The sequence below is a fragment of the Klebsiella africana genome (genome assembly GCF_020526085.1).
GTDB classification, from domain to species: Bacteria; Pseudomonadota; Gammaproteobacteria; order Enterobacterales; family Enterobacteriaceae; genus Klebsiella; species Klebsiella africana.
In genome coordinates, this window is the sequence record NZ_CP084874.1 from 2,183,827 (window position 1) to 2,202,669 (window position 18,843).

The 18,843-nt window shown below is 59.2% G+C and carries 21 protein-coding genes; 8 read left to right on the top strand and 13 right to left on the bottom strand.

Features of this window, described 5'->3' with window-relative positions; all coding sequences use genetic code 11:
* Positions 1 to 34: 34 nt before the first annotated feature.
* Positions 35 to 637, bottom strand: a complete 603-nt coding sequence (locus LGL98_RS10570; protein ID WP_136032442.1) for a helix-turn-helix domain-containing protein — start codon at positions 635 to 637, stop codon at positions 35 to 37.
* Positions 638 to 680: 43 nt separating this feature from the next.
* Between LGL98_RS10570 and LGL98_RS10575 the strand changes: the two genes are divergently transcribed.
* Positions 681 to 1,376: a B3/B4 domain-containing protein gene (locus LGL98_RS10575; RefSeq protein ID WP_136032444.1), complete on the top strand. Its 696-nt coding sequence runs from the start codon at positions 681 to 683 to the stop codon at positions 1,374 to 1,376.
* Between the two features lie 332 nt (positions 1,377 to 1,708).
* Here the strand turns inward: LGL98_RS10575 and LGL98_RS10580 are convergent, their stop codons facing one another.
* The 4 genes from LGL98_RS10580 to budA form a co-directional block, all read right to left on the bottom strand.
* A complete protein-coding gene (locus LGL98_RS10580; RefSeq protein ID WP_136032446.1) occupies positions 1,709 to 2,272 on the bottom strand; it encodes a GNAT family N-acetyltransferase in 564 nt (187 codons plus the stop codon).
* Between the two features lie 302 nt (positions 2,273 to 2,574).
* The gene (locus tag LGL98_RS10585) at positions 2,575 to 3,345 is read right to left on the bottom strand and encodes a (S)-acetoin forming diacetyl reductase (RefSeq protein ID WP_023341702.1); all 771 of its coding nucleotides are present in this window, start codon (positions 3,343 to 3,345) and stop codon (positions 2,575 to 2,577) included.
* 23 nt (positions 3,346 to 3,368) lie between these two features.
* A complete protein-coding gene (gene alsS / locus LGL98_RS10590; protein WP_136032448.1) occupies positions 3,369 to 5,048 on the bottom strand; it encodes an acetolactate synthase AlsS in 1,680 nt (559 codons plus the stop codon).
* Positions 5,049 to 5,057: 9 nt separating this feature from the next.
* On the bottom strand, positions 5,058 to 5,837 hold the full coding sequence (gene budA, locus LGL98_RS10595) for an acetolactate decarboxylase (protein ID WP_136032450.1): 780 nt from the start codon (positions 5,835 to 5,837) through the stop codon (positions 5,058 to 5,060).
* Between the two features lie 106 nt (positions 5,838 to 5,943).
* Between budA and LGL98_RS10600 the strand changes: the two genes are divergently transcribed.
* Both LGL98_RS10600 and LGL98_RS10605 read left to right on the top strand, forming a co-directional pair.
* Positions 5,944 to 6,816 (top strand): LysR family transcriptional regulator, encoded by an 873-nt coding sequence (locus tag LGL98_RS10600; RefSeq protein WP_136032452.1) that lies wholly within the window; start codon positions 5,944 to 5,946, stop codon positions 6,814 to 6,816.
* Positions 6,817 to 6,907: 91 nt separating this feature from the next.
* The gene (locus LGL98_RS10605; protein WP_136032454.1) at positions 6,908 to 7,300 is read left to right on the top strand and encodes a cell envelope integrity TolA C-terminal domain-containing protein; all 393 of its coding nucleotides are present in this window, start codon (positions 6,908 to 6,910) and stop codon (positions 7,298 to 7,300) included.
* Between the two features lie 23 nt (positions 7,301 to 7,323).
* On the opposite strand, the gene LGL98_RS10610 is transcribed toward LGL98_RS10605, so the two are convergent.
* Genes LGL98_RS10610 through LGL98_RS10635 form a run of 6 tightly spaced genes read right to left on the bottom strand, consistent with a single transcriptional unit; the run spans position 7,324 to position 13,048 of the window.
* Positions 7,324 to 8,094, bottom strand: coding sequence for a 3-hydroxybutyrate dehydrogenase (locus LGL98_RS10610; protein WP_136032455.1), 771 nt, complete (start codon positions 8,092 to 8,094; stop codon positions 7,324 to 7,326).
* Between the two features lie 23 nt (positions 8,095 to 8,117).
* Positions 8,118 to 9,512 carry a GntP family permease gene (locus tag LGL98_RS10615; protein WP_014907456.1) on the bottom strand — a complete coding sequence of 465 codons (1,395 nt, stop codon included), beginning with the start codon at positions 9,510 to 9,512 and terminating at the stop codon, positions 8,118 to 8,120.
* Between the two features lie 44 nt (positions 9,513 to 9,556).
* Positions 9,557 to 10,480, bottom strand: coding sequence for a 3-hydroxyacyl-CoA dehydrogenase family protein (locus tag LGL98_RS10620; RefSeq protein ID WP_136032457.1), 924 nt, complete (start codon positions 10,478 to 10,480; stop codon positions 9,557 to 9,559).
* Between the two features lie 11 nt (positions 10,481 to 10,491).
* Positions 10,492 to 11,673 carry an acetyl-CoA C-acetyltransferase gene (locus LGL98_RS10625; protein WP_136032460.1) on the bottom strand — a complete coding sequence of 394 codons (1,182 nt, stop codon included), beginning with the start codon at positions 11,671 to 11,673 and terminating at the stop codon, positions 10,492 to 10,494.
* Between the two features lie 9 nt (positions 11,674 to 11,682).
* Positions 11,683 to 12,339, bottom strand: a complete 657-nt coding sequence (locus LGL98_RS10630) for a CoA transferase subunit B (RefSeq protein WP_023318479.1) — start codon at positions 12,337 to 12,339, stop codon at positions 11,683 to 11,685.
* A gap of 1 nt (position 12,340) precedes the next feature.
* A complete protein-coding gene (locus tag LGL98_RS10635) occupies positions 12,341 to 13,048 on the bottom strand; it encodes a CoA transferase subunit A (RefSeq protein ID WP_136032461.1) in 708 nt (235 codons plus the stop codon).
* A gap of 140 nt (positions 13,049 to 13,188) precedes the next feature.
* Here LGL98_RS10635 and LGL98_RS10640 point away from each other — a divergent pair, with 140 nt between their 5' ends.
* On the top strand, positions 13,189 to 14,079 hold the full coding sequence (locus tag LGL98_RS10640) for a LysR family transcriptional regulator (RefSeq protein ID WP_168435328.1): 891 nt from the start codon (positions 13,189 to 13,191) through the stop codon (positions 14,077 to 14,079).
* Between the two features lie 46 nt (positions 14,080 to 14,125).
* On the opposite strand, the gene LGL98_RS10645 is transcribed toward LGL98_RS10640, so the two are convergent.
* Positions 14,126 to 14,266, bottom strand: a complete 141-nt coding sequence (locus LGL98_RS10645) for a hypothetical protein (protein ID WP_002908189.1) — start codon at positions 14,264 to 14,266, stop codon at positions 14,126 to 14,128.
* Positions 14,267 to 14,556: 290 nt separating this feature from the next.
* Between LGL98_RS10645 and LGL98_RS10650 the strand changes: the two genes are divergently transcribed.
* Complete coding sequence (locus LGL98_RS10650; RefSeq protein ID WP_136032465.1) at positions 14,557 to 15,465, top strand: DUF535 family protein; 909 nt, start codon at positions 14,557 to 14,559, stop codon at positions 15,463 to 15,465.
* A gap of 165 nt (positions 15,466 to 15,630) precedes the next feature.
* Here the strand turns inward: LGL98_RS10650 and LGL98_RS10655 are convergent, their stop codons facing one another.
* Positions 15,631 to 16,101 (bottom strand): winged helix-turn-helix transcriptional regulator, encoded by a 471-nt coding sequence (locus LGL98_RS10655; protein ID WP_136032467.1) that lies wholly within the window; start codon positions 16,099 to 16,101, stop codon positions 15,631 to 15,633.
* 60 nt (positions 16,102 to 16,161) lie between these two features.
* On the opposite strand from LGL98_RS10655, the gene LGL98_RS10660 reads away from it, so the two are divergent.
* From LGL98_RS10660 to chrA, 3 genes are all read left to right on the top strand, one after another.
* Positions 16,162 to 16,398, top strand: a complete 237-nt coding sequence (locus tag LGL98_RS10660; protein WP_004202976.1) for a tautomerase family protein — start codon at positions 16,162 to 16,164, stop codon at positions 16,396 to 16,398.
* Positions 16,399 to 16,547: 149 nt separating this feature from the next.
* Positions 16,548 to 17,507 carry a chromate resistance protein ChrB domain-containing protein gene (locus LGL98_RS10665; RefSeq protein WP_136032861.1) on the top strand — a complete coding sequence of 320 codons (960 nt, stop codon included), beginning with the start codon at positions 16,548 to 16,550 and terminating at the stop codon, positions 17,505 to 17,507.
* Positions 17,476 to 18,843 carry a chromate efflux transporter gene (gene chrA / locus LGL98_RS10670; RefSeq protein ID WP_136032469.1) on the top strand — a complete coding sequence of 456 codons (1,368 nt, stop codon included), beginning with the start codon at positions 17,476 to 17,478 and terminating at the stop codon, positions 18,841 to 18,843. Before LGL98_RS10665 ends, chrA begins: the two co-directional genes overlap by 32 nt.

Sequence of the window (18,843 nt, forward strand, 5' to 3'; positions counted from 1 at the left end):
GAGGCACCGGGTTGTCCTCTGTTCCGGGGAATGCTCAGGATGCTTTCTCATGTACTGTCATGATAAATACCAGCGGGCTCTCCCCCTGATTTTCGTAGAAATGCGGAACATCCGTTCTGGCTGTTGCCGAGCAGCCAGTTTTTACCAGATACACGTGATCCTGTACGCCCAGTGTGAGCGTGCCCGACTGCACATAAAACAGTTCAAGCGTTCCTTCCGTGTGGCCCGGTGACGCAAACTTTTCCCCCGGCTGCATTTCCCACATCCAGAGCTCGGTCATATCAGGGCCCCCCGACCCTGCGAGCAATCTTGCTCTCCCGCCTTTTTCACCTTCCCACAATTCGGGGATCTCATCTTCAGCAATGAGATGTACGGTCGGTTTGGAACTGACATCGACAAAATCAGCCACCGAAACTCCCATCGCGGCAGCCAGGCGGCATAACAGGGCAATGCTGGGATTGGCCCGGCATCCCTCTATCTCAACTAGCGCTCCCTTACTGACGCCTGCCCGACGGGAGAGTTCATCGAGGGAGATTTTCTTTTGCTTACGATACTGTTTAATTCGCTGAGATACGGCTTCATTCACCGTGTTGACGATAGAATTTGCATCGGTCATTAAATTGACTTTTTTGGTCATCGGTCATTATCATGGAATAAATTAGTCATTACAGGATTATCACGTGTTAACAGTCTCTCCGTCAATTGCCCCTGAAATTTATCGTATTGCCCCAGGATTTCGGGCGCTCAGTATCTGCGTAAAAGCTGCGCCAGTGCTTCATCCCGACGCTGGAGAAACCGCGCTGCGGGAAGCCTGTGAAGCCGTTCTGGCCGGTGAACCGGAATGGGCGGAATCGCATCTGGCAGCCTGGGCCGACGTTTTTCAAAAGTTTGGTGCTAAACCTAAACGTACCCCTTGCTCAGCTGATGCGTTACGTAAGCGCGTATTACGTGACGGAACGATGCCCGCGCTCGATCCCATCGTTGATCTTTATAACGCCGTGAGTCTCCGCTACGCCGTACCGGTTGGTGGGGAGAATATCTCTGCCTATCAGGGGTCACCACGTCTGGCTGTGGCAAACGGAACAGAGCCTTTTGATACCGTCAAAGAGGGTGAAACGGCCGTTGAATATCCTTCACAAGGAGAGGTTATCTGGTGTGATGATACCGGCGTAACCTGCCGCCGCTGGAACTGGCGACAGGGGATCAGAACCCGCCTGGGCGTGGATGCTCAGCAAATGTGGTTCATTCTGGAAAGCCTGCCACAGATGCCGCTGGAGAAACTGCACGAAGCCGGGAAGATGCTGACCGACGGCCTGGAAAAAATGATGCCCGGCCTGTGGTTTGACGTTGCTCTCATTGAAGAACAACAGCAGTAATACCCTTCAGGAGAAACAGGTATGTTTATTGGTTTGTCGGCGTTTCCATTAACCCCAGTCATCGCCAGCGGCGTGGATGAAAAGGGTTTCAGCCCTATCTGCAACCGTTGTCAGCCGGCAATATCGCGGATATTGCCCATGTAATAAGGGCGCTGGAGCTGTAGCAATCTACCCACAGGGCTGGCAGTCTGTCGGTTTTTTGAAACGGGGCAGAAGACCATTCATCATCGCCTGTTGGAAGCAATATTTTTAGGTCCGTTTGCGCTTATGGCGGACCTTCAACTCAGTGAGCTCGTCCGATCCGCGCCAGCAGCGGACGTTACGCATGAACTCTAATGATCAATGGGTGGGGTAGTTCCCCTACTTAACGCGTTGTTCCACTCATCCAGAGTCACAGTAAAAAGCATGCTTGCGGGCTCATTTTTCACGTCATGAATATTTCGTGAAAACCGGAGACCTGCTTTCGTCAGGATCTTTTGGGATGCCAGATGGTTTGGTCTTACTACCGCAGAAATCTCAGCCAGTTTTAAAACATCAAACCCGTACCCGACCGCATATTTAGCGAACTCTGTCGCCAGACCTTTCCCCCATGACTCTGTAGAGAACCGATATCCCAGGTTCATTATCGGTGTATTGTCATAACTGATAATGCTAAGCCCTCCAAAACCGATAATTCTATCGGGATTCTCATTCAGTGAGATAGCCCAGTTTCCGAACCTATAATTCTCCCAGTGGTTTAGCCAGCGGGCCATTACATTACGTGCGTGACTTATATCAGGATACGGGCCTGCTGGATTGAACGTATTTGTTGCAGGGTCGCCATAAATCCTGAAGAGATCATCTATATCTGATGCGTTAACGCGGCGAAGATAAAGTCTTGAGCGATCTGGCTGCAAAGTAATCCCCTGATCTACAGTTTATAAAGTGGAGTATATAGCTGATATATAGATGTTAGATCCAGAGTTCTCAACAGGATTGTTATGCTCGTGGGACAAAATATTCAATCGCACACAGTGACAGGTAGCTCTTCGCTCAAAGCATACTTTCATCCCAGCCAGATTGCCACATTGTGCCGAAGCGTAAGTGAGAGCGCCAGAGACCTTCAAATATCGTTGCTGTGTTTTGCACGAAGCTCACACCCAAACCAAAAAAAAGCCCCTGCGTGAAAGCAGGGGCAAGCCATGTCAGAGCTTTTTTATTAGTTAAACACCATCCCACCGTCGATCAGCAATGACTGACCGGTCATATAATCAGAATCCGGGCTGGCAAGATAGGAGACGCAGGCGGCGACATCTTCCGGCTCAGACAGCCGACCGAGGGTGATGCGTTTGGCGAACTCGGCGGTACCATAGCCCAGCGGTTTACCGGCGGCTTCGGACACCTGGCGGTCAATTTCGGCCCACATTGGCGTTTTGACAATCCCCGGGCAGTAGCCGTTGACCGTAATGCCCAGCGGCGCGAGGTCGCGAGCGGCGGTCTGGGTTAAGCCGCGTACGGCGAATTTACTCGAGCTATACACCGCCAGCTCCGGGTTGCCGACGTGGCCGGCCTGAGAACAGGCGTTGATGATTTTCCCACCGTGACCCTCTTTCTTGAAGGCCTCGACCGCCGCCTGAATGCCCCAGATCACCCCTTTAACGTTGATGTTGTAGACTTTGTCGACAATCTCCGGGGTAATGGACTCGATCGGCGTGGATGGCGCCACGCCGGCGTTATTGACGATGACGTCGAAGCCGCCCAGCGTTTTGCGCGCCTGTTCGACGGCGGCAAACACCTGATCGCGGTCAGAAACATCCACTTTCACCGCCACGGCGCGTCCGCCGGCCTGGTTGATTTCCGAGGCGACCGCCTTGGCGGTGGCGTCGTTATAATCGGCAATGGCCACGGCAAATCCATCCTTCACCAGACGAAGGGCGATAGCTTTACCAATCCCCTGGCCGGCGCCGGTAACAAGTGCGACTTTTTTCATTTTGCTTTCCTTATTGTGATGACTTACAGAATCTGACTCAGATGCAGCTGGCCCATCAGCAGCGGGTTATCGCGATAATCCACCGGGATGGCGACCACCGCCGGGCCGTCGACGTCCATCGCCGCGCGCAGGGTCGGCTCCAGCGCTTCAGCGCTTTCCACGGCAAACCCTTTCGCGCCGAAGGATTCGGCATAGGCTTTAAAATCCATCGGTCCGAACTCGACGCCGGACAGGCGCTGGTATTTTTTCTCTTCCTGAATGGCCACCATGTTGTAGCCGTTATCGACCCAGATAAGATGCAGGATGTTGGCTTTCAGGCGGACCGCCGTTTCCAGCTCCATGCTGGATTGCAGAAAACCGCCATCGCCGGAGACCGAGACCACTTTGCGCTGCGGATTGACCAGCCAGGCGCCGATGGCCCAGGGCAGGGCGACGCCCATGGTCTGCTGGCCGTTGGAGATCATCACCTGACGGGCGCGGAAGCTGTACAGGTAGCGGGCAATCCAGATATGGAAGCTGCCCATGTCTACGGTCAACGTGACGTCGCTATTAACGATATCCTGCATGGCGCGAACGATGCGCAGCGGATGCAGGGCAAACTGGTTCAGCTGCGCGCCGCGGCGGTCCAGCAGCTCGCGCTGATGCTGGCGGTCGCGGAGGATCTCCGCCGCCTGCGGGGAGAGCACCAGCCGATGATCGATATTTTGCGCCAGCTTGTTGAGAGTGCCGGCGATATCGCCCACCAGCTCGACATCCGGGGTGTAGTTACGCTCTTCATAGGCGGGCAGCACGTCGATGTGCACCAGCGTTGCGTTGCCGCTGTTCCACATCGCCGGTTCGTATTCCACCGGGCTGTAGCCGATGCAGATCACCAGGTCGGCGAGCTGCAGCAGACGGTCCCCGGCCTGGTTGTTAAATAGCCCAACCCGGCCGGCGAAGCGAGAGAAGTTATCCTGATTCACCGCTCCGGCGGCCTGATAAGTGCTGGTGACCGGAATATGGCTGGTCTCCAGCAAACGGCGCAGCGCGGCGCTGTTTTCCGGCTGGCTGGCCATCAGGCCGAGCAGGAAGATCGGGTTCTTCGCCTGGGCGATAAGCTTCGCCACCTGGTCGATGGCGTCATCCGGCGCGGCGCCCATCTGCGGGGCCCCGCTGGCCGGCAGCACTTTACCGCTGACCGGGCCATCGACCACATCCTGCGGCAGGCTAACGAAAGCGCTGCCCGGCCGTCCCTGCTCGGCGGCGCGGAAGGCATTGGAGACCACTTCCGCCAGCGCATCCGGGGCCGTCACCTCGACGGCGTATTTGGTGACCGGGCTGAACATCGCCACCGTATCCATACTCTGGTGGACCTGTTTGGCTTTATCGGCGCGTTTTACCGCGCCGCCCAGGGCCACTACCGGGTCGCCTTCGCTGTTCGCGGTGGCCATGCCGGTGATCAGGTTAGAACAACCCGGACCGGAGGTGACCAGCGCCACGCCCGCTTTGCCGGTAATGCGTCCGACGGCGGCGGCCATAAACGCGGCGTTGGCTTCGTGGCGTACCGGAATAATGCGAATCGAGGAATCCAGCAGTGAGTCGAAGACCTTGTCGATTTTGGCGCCGGGGATGCCGAACACCTGACGTACACCCTGAGCTTCCAGCTGACTGACGACGAGATCGGCGCCGTGCGCCCACTGGCGTACCGGATACTGTTTGTCCATGTGACCCCCTTAACTTTCTACGGAACGGATGGCGGCATCGAGATTATCGGGATGCAGATTAGCCTGCAGGAACGCGCTGTCGGCGGGCAGGTCGATCATCAGCTTGTGAATTTCGCCGAAGGTCAGCACCCCGTGGTCGAGCTGGTAATCCAGCAGGTGACCGCCGCCTTTGCGGTCATCGGTTATAAAGTGCTCGTGATACCCGGCGACGTTGATCCCCTGCATATGCTGCGGGGTCCGGAAGCCGACCAGCACCCCTTCGCGCTGGTTAAAGCGGAACACCGGCTGATCGTCGAGGACGTCGGTCATCGCCCGGTACGGCGGCGTCTGGCGCGGTACGGTGCGGGTATGGGCATGGCGGAAATGGCCGTCGATGCGCAGGGCGCAGAACAGGTTGTCAGAGGGGATTTGCTGGTCGATCACCTCGTGCAGCTGCTGGCGGCTCACCGGATGGTCGAAGGTTTTCCGGTACTGCGGCTGGAACCAGGTCATCACCGCGAACGGCGTTTTCTGCTCCGGCTGGGCCTTGCGCGCGCTGCCGTCGGCGCGCAGCTGATAGACCTGACTGCTGAAGGCGATCATCTCTCCGTCCAGCTCATTAAAGGTCCCGAGGCCGAAATCGCCGTGTTTCAGCAGGTCCGCGATAGTGGTGCTGCCTTCGTAAACCCCGCTCAGCAAGGCGCTCATTAGCGATGTCTGATAGAGCACGCTCTCGGGATGCTGCGCGGAAAACGCCCGCAGGGTTTCGCACAGACTCTCTTCGCAGGTGCATTCAGCAGAATGATTCATATACCACTTCCTCGTTCAACAAATATAAGAAAGGTTAAATAAATGTTGACCCGATTCAGCTCACAGTTCCAATATAGAAACCATGCTGGTTTGAGACGTTTTCGATATGGAACTTCGTTATCTTCGCTATTTTGTCGCCGTTGCCAGGACGCGGCACTTCACCCAGGCCGCCAAGGAACTGGGTATTTCACAGCCTCCATTAAGTCAGCAAATTCAGCGGCTTGAGCGCGAGGTGGGAACCCCGCTGTTTCGGCGCTTAACCCGCGGGGTGGAGCTGACGGAAGCGGGAGAGTCTTTCTATGAGGATGCCCGCCAGATCCTCGCCATGAGCGATGCGGCGCTGGAGAAGGCCAAGGGCATTGCGCGCGGGATGAACGGCAGCCTATCGCTAGGCATTACCAGTTCTGATGCTTTCCATCCGCAAATCTTCACCTTGCTGCACCGTTTTCAGCTCGACCACCCCGGGGTGACCCTGCACCAGATGGAAGACAATATGGCCAATCTGATGACCGCCCTGAGCGAGGCCGAACTGGATATCGCCTTCGTCCGGCTGCCGTGCGAGAGCAGCAAAGCCTTTAATCTGCGGATTATCGATGAGGAGCCGATGGTTATCGCGCTGCCGCGCGATAACCCGCTGGCGACGCAGCCGACCCTGACTCTGGAGCAGCTGCGCGACGTGGCGCCGATCCTCTTCCCGCGGGAGGTGGCCCCCGGGCTGTATGAGCTGGTGTACAACAGCTGCCTGCGCGCCGGGATCGATATGGATCGCGCCTGGCAATCGTCGCAGATTTCGTCGTCGCTGAGCATGGTCAATGCCGGCTTCGGCTTCGCGCTGGTCCCGCAGTCGATGACCTGCATCCAGCAGCCGAACGTCAGCTATCACCCGCTCAGCGGGGCGCCGCTAAAGACCGATATCGCCATCGCCTGGCGGCGCTTCGAGCGCTCGCGTACGGTGAAACGCTTTCTGGCGATGTTTTAATGGTCGCCCCTGATAATTGGCAGGCCGCATGCTTTCGCTTTCACGTTACAGTTAGGCGGTCTTTCAAGGCTTGTACAAACAGGGAAGGGTTATGAAAAAAAGAGTGATGCCGGTGGTATTGCTTGTGGTGCTTAGCGGCTGCGCACCGCTGCACCCGTCCGATTGCCATAAAACCTCGGCCCTCGGCAGCTGTAGCTCCGGACGTTTTAGCGACGAGGATGAATATGGGCAGCAGGCAAGGGCGATTAAAAACGCGCTGGAGGCCCAGCTTGCGGATCGATATGCGTGGCACGGGAAAAAATGCCGCCTGCATCTTGAGTTTGCCCGCGATGGTAAACTGGAAAAAATCGACGCCGTCGAGGGAAATAAAGCATACTGCGCCGCGCTGCGTGAAGCGGCAGTGCGGGCGACCTTCCCGGCATTTACCCGTCAGCAAGTCTATGATGTCTTTGCCCAGTCACGTTTTAATATGCAGGGAGAGTAGATATTCCTGTCCCCCAATTCAGCTTACTGCGCCACCCAGCCGCCATCCATGTTCCACGCGGCGCCGCGCACCTGGGCGGCGGCATCGCTGCACAGAAACAGCGCCATTTCGCCCAGTTGCTGCGGGGTAACAAACTCCCCGGAGGGCTGCTTTTCCGCCAGCAGCTGGGCGCTGGCCTGCTCCGGGTCGATCCCCTCGGCGATGCGTTTGTCGATCTGCTGCTGCACCAGCGGGGTTAGCACCCAGCCGGGGCAGATGGCGTTGCAGGTGATGCCGCTGCGCGCGGTTTCCAGGGCCACGGTTTTGGTCAGACCGACCACCGCGTGCTTGGCGGCGACGTAGGCCGATTTCTCTTTCGACGCCACCAGGCCATGCACTGAAGCAATGTTGATGATGCGCCCCCAGTTGCGCTGGCGCATGCCCGGCAGCGCCAGGCGGGTGGTGTGGAAGACGCTGGAGAGATTGATCGCGATGATGTCGTTCCATTTGTCCACCGGGAACTGCTCCACCGGGGCGACGTGCTGGATGCCGGCGTTATTGATCACGATATCGACGCCGCCGAAGGTGCTTTCGGCATAGTGCATCATCGCCTCGATCTGCCCGACATCGCGCAGGTCGGCGTCATGATAGCCGGGGATCTTGCCCAGCGCGGCGACTTCAGCGCGGGCATGGCTGCTGTCGCCGAAGCCATTGAGTATCACCTGCGCGCCCGCCTGCGCCAGCACTTTGGCGATCCCTAAGCCGATGCCGCTGGTGGAGCCGGTGACCAGCGCCGTTTTACCGTTTAAATTCATTTTCTTCCTCCTTCAATCTGGTATCAGACAATGCCGGTCACATAGAACGTGGCAATGACAAACAGTACCGCGAGGCTTTTGATCACCGTGATGGCGAAAATGCCGCCGTAGGCCTGGCGATGGCTCAGGCCGGTGATCGCCAGCAGGGTGATCACCGCCCCGTTATGCGGCAGGGTGTCCATGCCGCCGCTGGCCATAGCGGCGACCCGGTGCAGGACCTCCAGCGGAATATTGGCGGCGTGGGCGGCGGCGACAAAGGTCTCGGACATCGCCGCCAGGGCGATGCTCATTCCTCCGGAGGCCGAGCCGGTGATCCCGGCCAGCACCGTGACGCTGATCGCCTCGTTTAACAGCGGATTCGGAATGGCCGCGAGGGCTTTCGACAGCACCAGGAAACCCGGCAGGGCGGCTATCACCGCGCCGAAACCATACTCAGAGGCGGTGTTCATCGCCGCCAGAATAGCCCCGCCGACCGCCGTCCGGCTTCCCTCCGCCAGCCGGCCGCGAATATTGCGATAGCCGCAAACCAGCACCAGCACAATGCCGGAGAGCAGCGCCGCCTGCACCGCCCAGATGGCGGTGATTTTCCCCACTTCGGTGACGACAGGCTTCGCCAGACCCGGCAGGGTGAGCTCATGGCTGGCGCCGTACCACTGCGGGATCCAGTGGGTGAACAGCAGATTCAGCACCCCCACTAACAGCAACGGGGCGATAGCGATCAGCGGATGCGGCAGATCGATGTCATCCGGGGTCTCCGGCTCATTTTGCAGGTCGGTCCCATAGCCTTCGCCGCGGGCCTGCGCTTTGCGGCGCTGACGCTCCAGCCACAGCAAACCGAAGATGATAATGAACAGCGAGCCGATAAGCCCCAGCCACGGGGCCGCCCAGGCGTTGGTGCCGAAGAAGCTGGTGGGAATAATATTCTGGATCTGCGGCGTGCCGGGCAGGGCGTCCATGGTAAACGAGAAGGCTCCGAGGGCGACGGTGGCCGGGATCAGCCGTTTGGGGATCCCACTCTGACGAAACAGTTCGGCGGCGAAAGGGTAGACGGCAAAGGCCACCACAAACAGCGACACCCCGCCGTAGGTCAGCAGGGCGCAGACCAGCACGATCACCGGGATCGCATGGCGGCGTCCGAGGATGCGGATGGCGGCAGCGACAATCGACCGCGAGAATCCCGACAGCTCAATCAGCTTGCCGAACACGGCGCCCAGCAGAAACACCGGGAAATAGAGCTTCACAAAGCCGACCATTTTTTCCATAAACAGGCCGGTAAAGGCCGGGCCGACCGCGCCCGGGTCGGTGAGCAGCACCGCGCCGAGGGCGGCGATCGGCGCGAAGAGGATCACGCTGTATCCACGGTAGGCCGCCAGCATCAGTAACGCCAGCGCGGCCAGGGCAATTATCACACTCATCACGACGTCTCACTCTCATTGTTATTGTAGGGGTACAGAACGCGATACTAGGGTTTCAGGGCGAAGCGCAGCTGATGTTCCCGGCGCGACTGGATGCGCTGGTGCCGCGCCTCGTCCCAGCGGTAAAAACCTTGCCCGCTGCGGGCGCCGGTGTCGCCTCGCGCCACCTTCTCCGCCACCAGCGACATCATCTCGGTCCCGCTGGCCAGCTCCGGCAGCAGGTGCTGACAGATATCCTGGACCGTCGCCAGGCCGGTCATGTCCGCCGCTTCCAGCGGGCCGACCATCGCATAGCGGCGGCCCAGCGAGGCGCGCATCACCTGGTCCACCACTTCCGGGGAAGCGATACCGCTGTGGACGATATGCAGCGCTTCGCGCAACAGGGCGAACTGCAGCCGGTTGCCGACAAAGCCCGGCGCGGCGCGGTTGAGTACCACCGCCTCCAGCGCGCAGGCGGCGCAAAAGTCGCTCATCTGGCGCGCCAGATGGGGCAGCGTGGCGCTCCCGGGCACCACTTCCACTAGCGGGATCAGGTGCGGCGGATGCCAGAAATGGGCGATCAGCAGCCGTTCCGGAAGGCGCATGCCCTGCGCCAGCTGATCCGGCGGCAGGCCGCTGGTGTTGCTGGCGATAATCGCCTCGTCGGCGATCAGCGTTTCCAGCTCGGCATAGAGGGCGTGCTTCAGCGCCAGCCGTTCGGGGATCGCTTCAATCAGCAGCGTGGCATCGGCCAGGGCATTCAGCGTCGGGGTGGGGGTCAATCGGGCCAGCACGGCGTCGCGGTCGGCGGGATCCTGCTGGCCGCTGGCCTCCAGCTCGCGCAGGATGGCGCTGGCCACCGTGGGAATCTCGGCGAGACGCTGCGGGTCGGTGTCATACAGGCGGACGGCGTGACCGTGACGGGCGAAATGACAGGCGATACCGACGCCCATCAGTCCCGCGCCAAGTACCGCCAGGCGTGGTGTAAACATAGTGGCTCCTGTTAACGTTGTAGAGTCATGGCGATGCCCTGGCCGCCGCCGACGCATAGGGTTGCCAGCCCTTTGCTGGCGCCCCGGCGCTGCATCTCATGCACCAGGCTGACGAGGATCCGGCAGCCGGAGGCGCCGATGGGATGCCCGAGGGCGATGGCGCCGCCGTTGACGTTGACCTTCTCGCTATCCCACTCAAGCAACTGACCGACGGCCAGCGCCTGGACGGCAAAAGCCTCGTTGGCTTCGATAAGATCCACCTCGTCAAGCGTCCAGCCGGCGCGCTGCAGCGCCTGACGGCAGGCGCTCACCGGGCCGATGCCCATCACCGACGGATCAACCCCGGCGACCGCTGAGCTGACAATGCGCGCCAGCACCGGCAGCCCAAGCTCGCGCGCTTTATCGACGCGCATCAGCAGGACCGCCGCGGCGCCGTCGTTCAGCGACGAGGCATTCCCGGCGGTGACGCTGCCGTCAACGGGACGAAACGCCGGGCGCAGCTGGGCCAGCTGCTGCTCGCTGGTCTCCGGGCGCGGTTGTTCATCGTCAGTCACCCTTCGCGACGGTTTTTTGCCCTGCGGGACGCTGACCGGAACGATCTCGTCGCGAAAGCGTCCGGCGGCGATGGCGGCCGCCGCTTTGCGCTGGGAACTGACGGCGAAGGCATCCTGGCGCTCGCGGCTGATGTCGAAAGCGTCGGCGAGGTTCTCGGCGGTAATGCCCATGTGATAGTCGTTAAAGGCATCCCACAGGCCGTCCAGAATCATGCTGTCCTGCAGGCTGGCGTGGCCGAAACGCAGGCCGTCGCGGGCGCCATGCATCAGATAGGGGGCATTGCTCATGCTCTCCTGGCCGCCAGCGATGACGATCCCGGCGTCGCCGCAGCGGATCGCCTGCACCGCCTGCTGAACCGCTTTCAGCCCGGAGCCGCACACCAGATTGACGGTGACCGCCGGGGTGTCGACCGGCAGGCCGGCCCGCAGCGCGGTCTGCCGCGCCGGGTTCTGTCCACATCCGGCGGTGAGCACCTGGCCGAAAATCAGTTCGTCGACCGCCGCGGCGGGAAGCTGGCAGCGTTCAAGCAGGCTGCGCACCACCGCGGCGCCGAGCTCGACGGCGGAAAGAGGGGCGAAGGCGCCGCGAAAGCTGCCGATCGGGGTACGTGCTGCAGCAACAATGGCAATATCGGTCATGGTCTCTCCTTAGCTGAAGCGCATTTCGCGCACATCGTCGGCCACGATCAGCCGTCCCGCCGTTTTACGTATCACCTCGTCAGGGCTGACCCCAGGAGCTACTTCGCGCAGGACAAATGCGCCGTCGACAATGTCCAGCAGGGCCAGGTCGGTGAGCACCCGGCGAATACAGCCCACGCCGGTAAGCGGCAGGGTGCACTGCGGCAGCAGTTTGGATTCGCCGTTTTTTGAGGCATGGGTCATCACCACGATGATGTTCTGCGCGCCGGCCACCAGGTCCATGGCGCCGCCCATCCCCTTGACCATTTTTCCAGGGATCATCCACGAAGCGATATTCCCCGCGACGTCGACCTCAAAGGCGCCAAGAACGGTCAGGTCGACGTGGCCGCCGCGGATCATGGCGAACGACTGGGCGGAATCGAAGATTGCCGCCCCGGTTTGCGCGGTGACGGTCTGTTTGCCGGCGTTAATCATGTCGGCGTCGAGGGTTTCCTCATCGGGAAATTCGCCCATCCCCAGCAGGCCGTTCTCCGACTGGAGCATCACCTCAATACCGGCGGGAATGTAGTTGGCCACCAGCGTCGGGATACCGATCCCGAGATTGACATAGTCACCGTCGCGCAGCTCCTGGGCGACGCGCATCGCCATTTGTTCACGGGTCAGCATCTCAGTACCCTCCGGCGCGCAGGGTGCGCTGTTCAATACGTTTTTCGAATTGCCCGACGATCAGCCGGTCGACATAGATCCCCGGGGTGTGGATGGCGGAGGGCGGCAGTTCGCCCGGCGGCACAATCTCTTCCACCTCCACCACCGTAATGCGCCCGGCGGTAGCCATCAGCGGGTTGAAATTCTGCGCGGTATGGCGATAAACCACATTGCCGTACCAGTCGGCTTTCCAGCCTTTGACCAGCGCGAAATCGCCGCGGATCGCCTCTTCAAGGATGTAGTGCCTGCCGTCGAACTGGCGCACCTCTTTGCCTTCGGCGATCGGGGTGCCATACCCGGTGGCGGTGTAAAAGCCGGGGATGCCGGCGCCACCGGCGCGGATTTTTTCCGCCAGCGTTCCCTGCGGGGTAAGCTCAACCGCCAGCTCGCCGCTCAGCACCAGCTGTTCAAACAGCGCGTTTTCCCCGACGTAAGAGGCCACCACCTTGCTGACCTGGCGCGACGCCAGCAGCAGGCCGAGACCGAAGCCGTCAACGCCGCAGTTATTGGAAACCACCGTCAGCCCCTGCACCTGGCGGCGTTGCACCTCGGCGATCAAATTCTCAGGTATACCGCACAAGCCGAAGCCGCCGGCGAGCAGCGTCATGCCGTCCGTTAACCCTTCCAGCGCCGCTTCGTAGCTGGCGACGCGTTTATCCAGTCCTGCCATCTTGTCTCTCCTGCCTTGCGATAGCCTTATCATTGGTGCAGGCGACTGATTTGATAATTTTGAATTTGTGACTCACTCATTTGGAATTTTAATTAATTTCCTGTTAACTAATTTTTTTCAATTAGTTAACAGGATGAAAAATGAGAATGAGTGTCAAACAGTTACGCGCGTTTTTAGCGGTAGCTCACACTCTGAATTTCGCCCACGCCAGCGAAAGGCTGAATCTGTCACAGCCTGCTCTCAGCCTGACTATCAAAGGGTTAGAGGAGGCGCTGGGCGGCGCGCTGCTGCAGCGCAGCACCCGCAAGGTGAATCTTACTCAGGAGGGGGAACTCTTTCTGCCGATGGCCCGTCAGCTGCTTGCCGACTGGGATAACGTCGAGGAGGCGATGCGTCAAAGCTTTACCCTGCAGCGGGGGAAAATCTCGGTCGCCGCGATGCCGTCGTTTGCCGCCAATGTTCTGCCGGAGGCGCTGAAAGCCTTTCGCGACCGCTATGCCGGGGTGAACGTCACGGTGCATGACGTGATTAATGAGCAGGTGATCGAGATGGTGCGCGAGGGGCGAGTGGAGATGGGCATCGCCTTCGAGCCATCGCCCAGCCACAATTTGCTATTTACCCCGCTGGCGGTGGACCGCTTCGTGGCGATCGTTCCCCGGCAATCCCCGCTGGCGAAGAAAAAGCAGCTCACCTGGCAGGAGCTGTTGACCCTCGATTTTATTACTCTGCAGCGTCCCTCGGCGGTACGCCTGATGCTGGAGGAGGCGCTGGCGCGCAGCGGTCGTCAGCTGGACGTGGCGCTGGAGAGTCATCAGCTGGTGACGGTGGGGAGAATGGTGGCCAGCGGGCTGGGGGGCAGCGCGGTGCCGGCGCTGTGTAAAACGCAGATGACTTCCCTGGGGGCCGTCTGCATCCCGCTCAGCGATCCGCCGATTGAAAAGTGCGTCGGCGCGATCCATGCCGGACATCTGCCGCTGTCAAAGGCAGCGCAGGCGCTGCTGGATACGCTGAAAGGGTTCTTGCCGACCTGAGCAGGCGGGAGGGGCAAAAAAACCGGCCTGCTGGCCGGTTTGACAATCAGATTTTGCAGGCGTCGCCGCAATCATCATCGGCAACGATCGCCTGGGCTTTTTTGTCCGCTTCTTCCAGACGCTCCGCGTTGCGCTCTTCCGCTTCATCCAGGCCGCTGAAGACCAGGTTGTCGAGATCAATTTCCATAAGTTACCTATCGTTGCTGGTTTTTAATCAGCGTCAAGTATAGGGCAAAACCGCCAGCGGATGTAGCCGCTCACTGCGCCGAACGCACAGAGCGTTAAGTCACCCGCTGGCGGGCTTCCCCTACCATAAATAACCGTTGACAGACTGGCGTTGGCTTAATTAATCACCAGTCAGAATGATTTCCTGTGTATATATTAAATGAAAGGACAACGAAGGAGTAATTAAGCGTTGACGAAACGCTTTTATGTTAATATGGCCGCGATTATGGATGAATCTATGGATCTTAATCAATGGAACATACTGTTGCAGGCGCCATCAAAGAATGGCGTAAACATAATAAAGTGATCGGTCAGGTCAAAATAAACTATAAAAAAATTTTACGAAAATGCAGAGAGCTCTCGCTCGCAGGAGGTAAATACAGAGAATATCAAGAACTTTGTGCAAAATATCAGTGTGCGCGATTGACCGCAGTGACGAAAGGACTGGTGCCTTTCGAGGATAAACCGTTTAAAGCTTATCTCAATAAACGGCTGTCAAAACGACGCAAGCTGGATATTGCCCACGGTTCACTAAATTTTATTGAGAAAACGTTTCAGCCTGATGTCCTGCCGCAGCTCTACAATGTGGCGGATTTTGGTCGCACAATGTTCTCCATCCCTCTGAAAAATGGCGATAACCTTGACGTTAAGCTGTTGGCGTCGCCGTTTCAGGAGGAGGGGGAACTGATGCTGCAGTTGTTTCTCGGTGACCGGCGCGTCTATAGCGTCTGTTTTTCCTGTACCGACGATGGCCGCGCCTATATCGGCGGCATCCAGGGCGGGAAAGATATCACCAATGACGAAGTGAAGGTGCTGACTAAAGAGCTGCATGGCGCGCGACCGAAAAATATCATCATGAGCGTGCTGTATGGTTTGCTGCGATATTTCAACATCTCCACGGTCTACGCGATCGATTCTGATTACCACGTGAAAAGCGATCTGGTGAAAGCCAGTTATTCATCGCTGTGGCTGGAAATGGGCGGTGAGAAACAGGCTCGCGGCTGGTATAAACTGCCGGCGCAAGAGAGCAAAAAGGGTATTGAAGAGGTGAAAAGTAAGCACCGGAGCCAGTTTATTAAGCGCGAAGGTCTTAAAGAGCTGATTCAGATTAATATGGCGAATGCCCTGCAGCAAATTACGTTGCCAGCGCGGGTGAATTAACGCCACTTATACGTCTGGCGAGCAGCAGGGGGCTGTTGCTCGCCTGGCGATATCCTTTCTTCACTGGCGCGTTCCCAGCCAGATTTCATCATATCCCAGGATTTTTGTGGCCGGTCGAAAATGGCGAGGCCGCGCGTCCGGCAAGCAGTGCCAGGAATACATTCTTCAGGTTTCGGCATGGGTACCGACTTTGACGATCTGTAGCGCGCCGGGGCTCGCTACCTTGCCGCTGGCGGTGACAAATCCGGGATGAGCGGTTTCACCGCTGGCGGTGTCCACCAGCGCAATATGCGGTGCGCTGTGCAGCACCTGCTGATGGCCCCATTCCATCAGGGCGAACAGCACCAGCGCCAGGCTACGGCTTTTGTCGGTCAGAACATATTCATAACGCTCGCGGGAGCCGGCTTCCCGGTAGGGCACTTTTCTCAATAATCCCATTTCGGTCAGGTTTTTTAACCGGGTGGTGAGCGTCTGGCGGGTGATGTGGGTGTGCGCCAGCATCGTTTCAAAACGCGTTACGCCGTAAAACGCTTCGCGGAGGATCAACAGCACCCAGCGGTCGCCGAGGATTTTCGCCCCTTCCGCCAGGCCGCACAGTTCCGGCTCGAGATAGGGCAGTGCTTTATTTTTTGACATCGTGAGATTGACCTTCTACGCTGAGTTTTAATTTTAGACTTAGATGCTAAGGAGCATAGCGTGCCATTTGTTAACGTGCAAACCATTAAAGGGATCATGACGGCGGAACAGAAAAGTGAGCTGCTGCGACGGATGACCGATCTGCTGGTGGAGATTGAGGGGCAGGGCGATCCGCAGTTCCGCCAGTCGGTGTGGATCCGCATTGACGAACATGACCCGGAGCAGTGGAGTCTGGGGGGCGTACAGCCGACGGCCGCGATGATCGCGGCAAAATTTGCCGCCGCGCGGCGTGACTGACTTCTATGAAAAACCGGGCTGTGAAGCCCGGTCTGTCAGCGGGCGCGCCATTTGCGCTTTTTGGCTTTGCTTTACTGAACTTCGTCTAAGCTACAGCGCCTGTAAACGTCACACACGCTACATGCTGTAGTAATCTCTACATCATGACAATGCACCTCTTGATACTTAACCTCACAACCTCGCAAGCCACGCTGCGCATGCGTGTCTGGCGAACCCTGAAGCAGAGCGGGGCAGCGGTCCTGCGCGACGGGGTCTATCTGCTGCCCGACGTGCGCCAGGGCCATGAGACCTTCCTCAGCACCTGCGAGGCGATCCGCGCGGAAGGGGGGACCGGGCATGTGTTTACGATTGAGTCAGCGGAAGAAGAGATGCTCAGGCCGCTCTTCGATCGCCGCGAACAGTACGGCGCGCTGTTGCAGGATCTGCAGGCGCTGCAGAGGGCGTTATCCGCCGACGAACTGGCGGCTCAGCTGAAACAGCTGCGTAAAATTCAGCGTGATTACCGGCGAATTGAGGCCATTGATTTCTTCCCGGGGGCCGCCCGGGAGCAAGCCGCTGAGCGACTGGCCGCTCTTGAGCAGGCGATTAATCAGCGGTTATCACCGGACGAGCCGCAGGCGGTGGCGGGGGAGCTGAGCCTGCTGGACAGAGAAGCCTTTCGCGGCCGGCAGTGGGCCACCCGCCGACGCCCATGGGTCGATCGTCTGGCCAGCGCCTGGCTTATCCGGCGTTTTATCGACCACGAGGCGCGGTTCCTGTGGCTGGCCGCGCCTGAGGACTGTCCGGCGACGGCGGTCGGCTTTGATTTTGACGGCGCGCCGTTCAGCCACGTCGGCACGCGGGTGACCTTCGAAGTTCTGGTCCGGCGCTTTGCGCTGGAAGCGGTGATACCCGACAGCCTGGCGCGGCTGATCCACTTCCTGGACGTCGGTGGGGCACCGACCCCGGAGGCGGCGGGCGTGGAGAGTGTTCTTGCAGGGCTGCGGGAAACCATTACGGACGATGACCAACTGCTGGCGACAGCTTGCTTGCTGTTCGACGGCTTACTGAGGTCCTGTGAAATGAGGTCTGGCAACCATGAGCAAAACGGTCGTTCTTCCGCAGACTGATAGCCCTTCCGTCGTCGCTTCCGTCTCCTTCTGGCAGGCATTTCGCTTCTGGCTGAAGCTTGGCTTCATCAGCTTCGGCGGGCCTGCCGGGCAGATCGCCATGATGCACCAGGAGCTGGTGGATAACCGGCGCTGGATATCGGAAGGGCGATTCCTCCATGCGCTCAATTTTTGTATGGTCCTGCCCGGCCCGGAGGCCCAGCAGCTGGCGACCTACATCGGCTGGCTGATGCATAAAACCTGGGGGGGCGTCATCGCCGGGGTGCTGTTTATTTTGCCCTCTCTGCTGTTGCTTATTTTCCTGGCGTGGATCTACCTCGTCTGGGGAGATGTCGCGGTGGTGGTGGGGATTTTTTATGGCATCAAACCGGCCGTAGCGGCAATCGTATTGCAGGCGGCGCACCGCATCGGCTCGCGGGCGCTGAAAAATGGCGCCTACTGGGCTATCGCCGCCGCTGCCTTTGTCGCTATTTTTGCGCTGAACGTTCCTTTTCCGTTGATCGTCCTCGCCGCGGCGATAGTCGGTTTTATCGGCGGACGGCTGGCGCCGGCGATATTCGGCAAAGCGGACGCCCACCGTGCACAGAGTCACCCTGGCGGAGCCGCCATCATTGATGACACGACGCCGATCCCGGCCCATGCCATTTTCAGCTGGCGGCGTACCTCCCGGGTGCTGATTGCCGGGATGCTGCTGTGGCTGGTGCCGATGGCCGCCCTGACGCTTCTGCTGGGCTGGGCGCATCCCTTGACCCAGATGAGCGGGTTCTTTACCAAAGCCGCGCTGATGACCTTTGGCGGGGCATATGCCGTCTTACCTTATGTTTACCAGGGGGCGGTGACCCACTATGGCTGGCTGACGGCGGGGCAGATGATGGACGGTCTTGCTCTTGGGGAATCGACCCCCGGACCGTTGATCATGGTGGTGACCTTTGTCGGGTTTGTCGGCGGCTACACCAATGCGGTGTTGGGCGTTGATGATGTATTGCTGGGGGGCATCGTGGCGGCGTGCCTCGTGACATGGTTTACTTTTTTACCCTCGTTTATCTTTATTCTCGCTGGCGGGCCGTTTATTGAAACGACCCATAATAAGGTGGGATTCACCGCGCCGTTGACTGCCATCACCGCCGCAGTGGTGGGCGTTATCCTGAATCTGGCGCTGTTTTTTATCTGGCATAGCGTCTGGGGAACATCCGGTTTCGACCCATGGTCCGCGGCCATTGCCCTGGGCGCCGCCGGGCTGCTGTTTCGCTATAAGTGGAAGCTGACCTGGGTGCTGGCCGCCGCCGCCGTGGTAGGGCTAATCGTCCATATGGCGGGTCTGTCCGGCGCAGGATAA

Excerpts from the sequence above, each read along its gene's own strand:
- chrA (WP_136032469.1), top strand. The coding sequence starts at position 17,476 with ATGAGCAAAACGGTCGTTCTTCCGCAGACTGATAGCCCTTCCGTCGTC.
- LGL98_RS10625 (WP_136032460.1), bottom strand. The coding sequence starts at position 11,673 with ATGACCGATATTGCCATTGTTGCTGCAGCACGTACCCCGATCGGCAGC.
- LGL98_RS10635 (WP_136032461.1), bottom strand. The coding sequence starts at position 13,048 with ATGGCAGGACTGGATAAACGCGTCGCCAGCTACGAAGCGGCGCTGGAA.
- LGL98_RS10585 (WP_023341702.1), bottom strand. The coding sequence starts at position 3,345 with ATGAAAAAAGTCGCACTTGTTACCGGCGCCGGCCAGGGGATTGGTAAA.
- LGL98_RS10650 (WP_136032465.1), top strand. The coding sequence starts at position 14,557 with ATGGAACATACTGTTGCAGGCGCCATCAAAGAATGGCGTAAACATAAT.
- LGL98_RS10620 (WP_136032457.1), bottom strand. The coding sequence starts at position 10,480 with ATGTTTACACCACGCCTGGCGGTACTTGGCGCGGGACTGATGGGCGTC.
- LGL98_RS10600 (WP_136032452.1), top strand. The coding sequence starts at position 5,944 with ATGGAACTTCGTTATCTTCGCTATTTTGTCGCCGTTGCCAGGACGCGG.
- LGL98_RS10645 (WP_002908189.1), bottom strand. The coding sequence starts at position 14,266 with ATGGAAATTGATCTCGACAACCTGGTCTTCAGCGGCCTGGATGAAGCG.
- LGL98_RS10655 (WP_136032467.1), bottom strand. The coding sequence starts at position 16,101 with ATGTCAAAAAATAAAGCACTGCCCTATCTCGAGCCGGAACTGTGCGGC.
- LGL98_RS10640 (WP_168435328.1), top strand. The coding sequence starts at position 13,189 with ATGAGAATGAGTGTCAAACAGTTACGCGCGTTTTTAGCGGTAGCTCAC.
- LGL98_RS10570 (WP_136032442.1), bottom strand. The coding sequence starts at position 637 with ATGACCAAAAAAGTCAATTTAATGACCGATGCAAATTCTATCGTCAAC.
- LGL98_RS10605 (WP_136032454.1), top strand. The coding sequence starts at position 6,908 with ATGAAAAAAAGAGTGATGCCGGTGGTATTGCTTGTGGTGCTTAGCGGC.
- budA (WP_136032450.1), bottom strand. The coding sequence starts at position 5,837 with ATGAATCATTCTGCTGAATGCACCTGCGAAGAGAGTCTGTGCGAAACC.
- LGL98_RS10630 (WP_023318479.1), bottom strand. The coding sequence starts at position 12,339 with ATGCTGACCCGTGAACAAATGGCGATGCGCGTCGCCCAGGAGCTGCGC.
- alsS (WP_136032448.1), bottom strand. The coding sequence starts at position 5,048 with ATGGACAAACAGTATCCGGTACGCCAGTGGGCGCACGGCGCCGATCTC.
- LGL98_RS10665 (WP_136032861.1), top strand. The coding sequence starts at position 16,548 with ATGCACCTCTTGATACTTAACCTCACAACCTCGCAAGCCACGCTGCGC.
- LGL98_RS10610 (WP_136032455.1), bottom strand. The coding sequence starts at position 8,094 with ATGAATTTAAACGGTAAAACGGCGCTGGTCACCGGCTCCACCAGCGGC.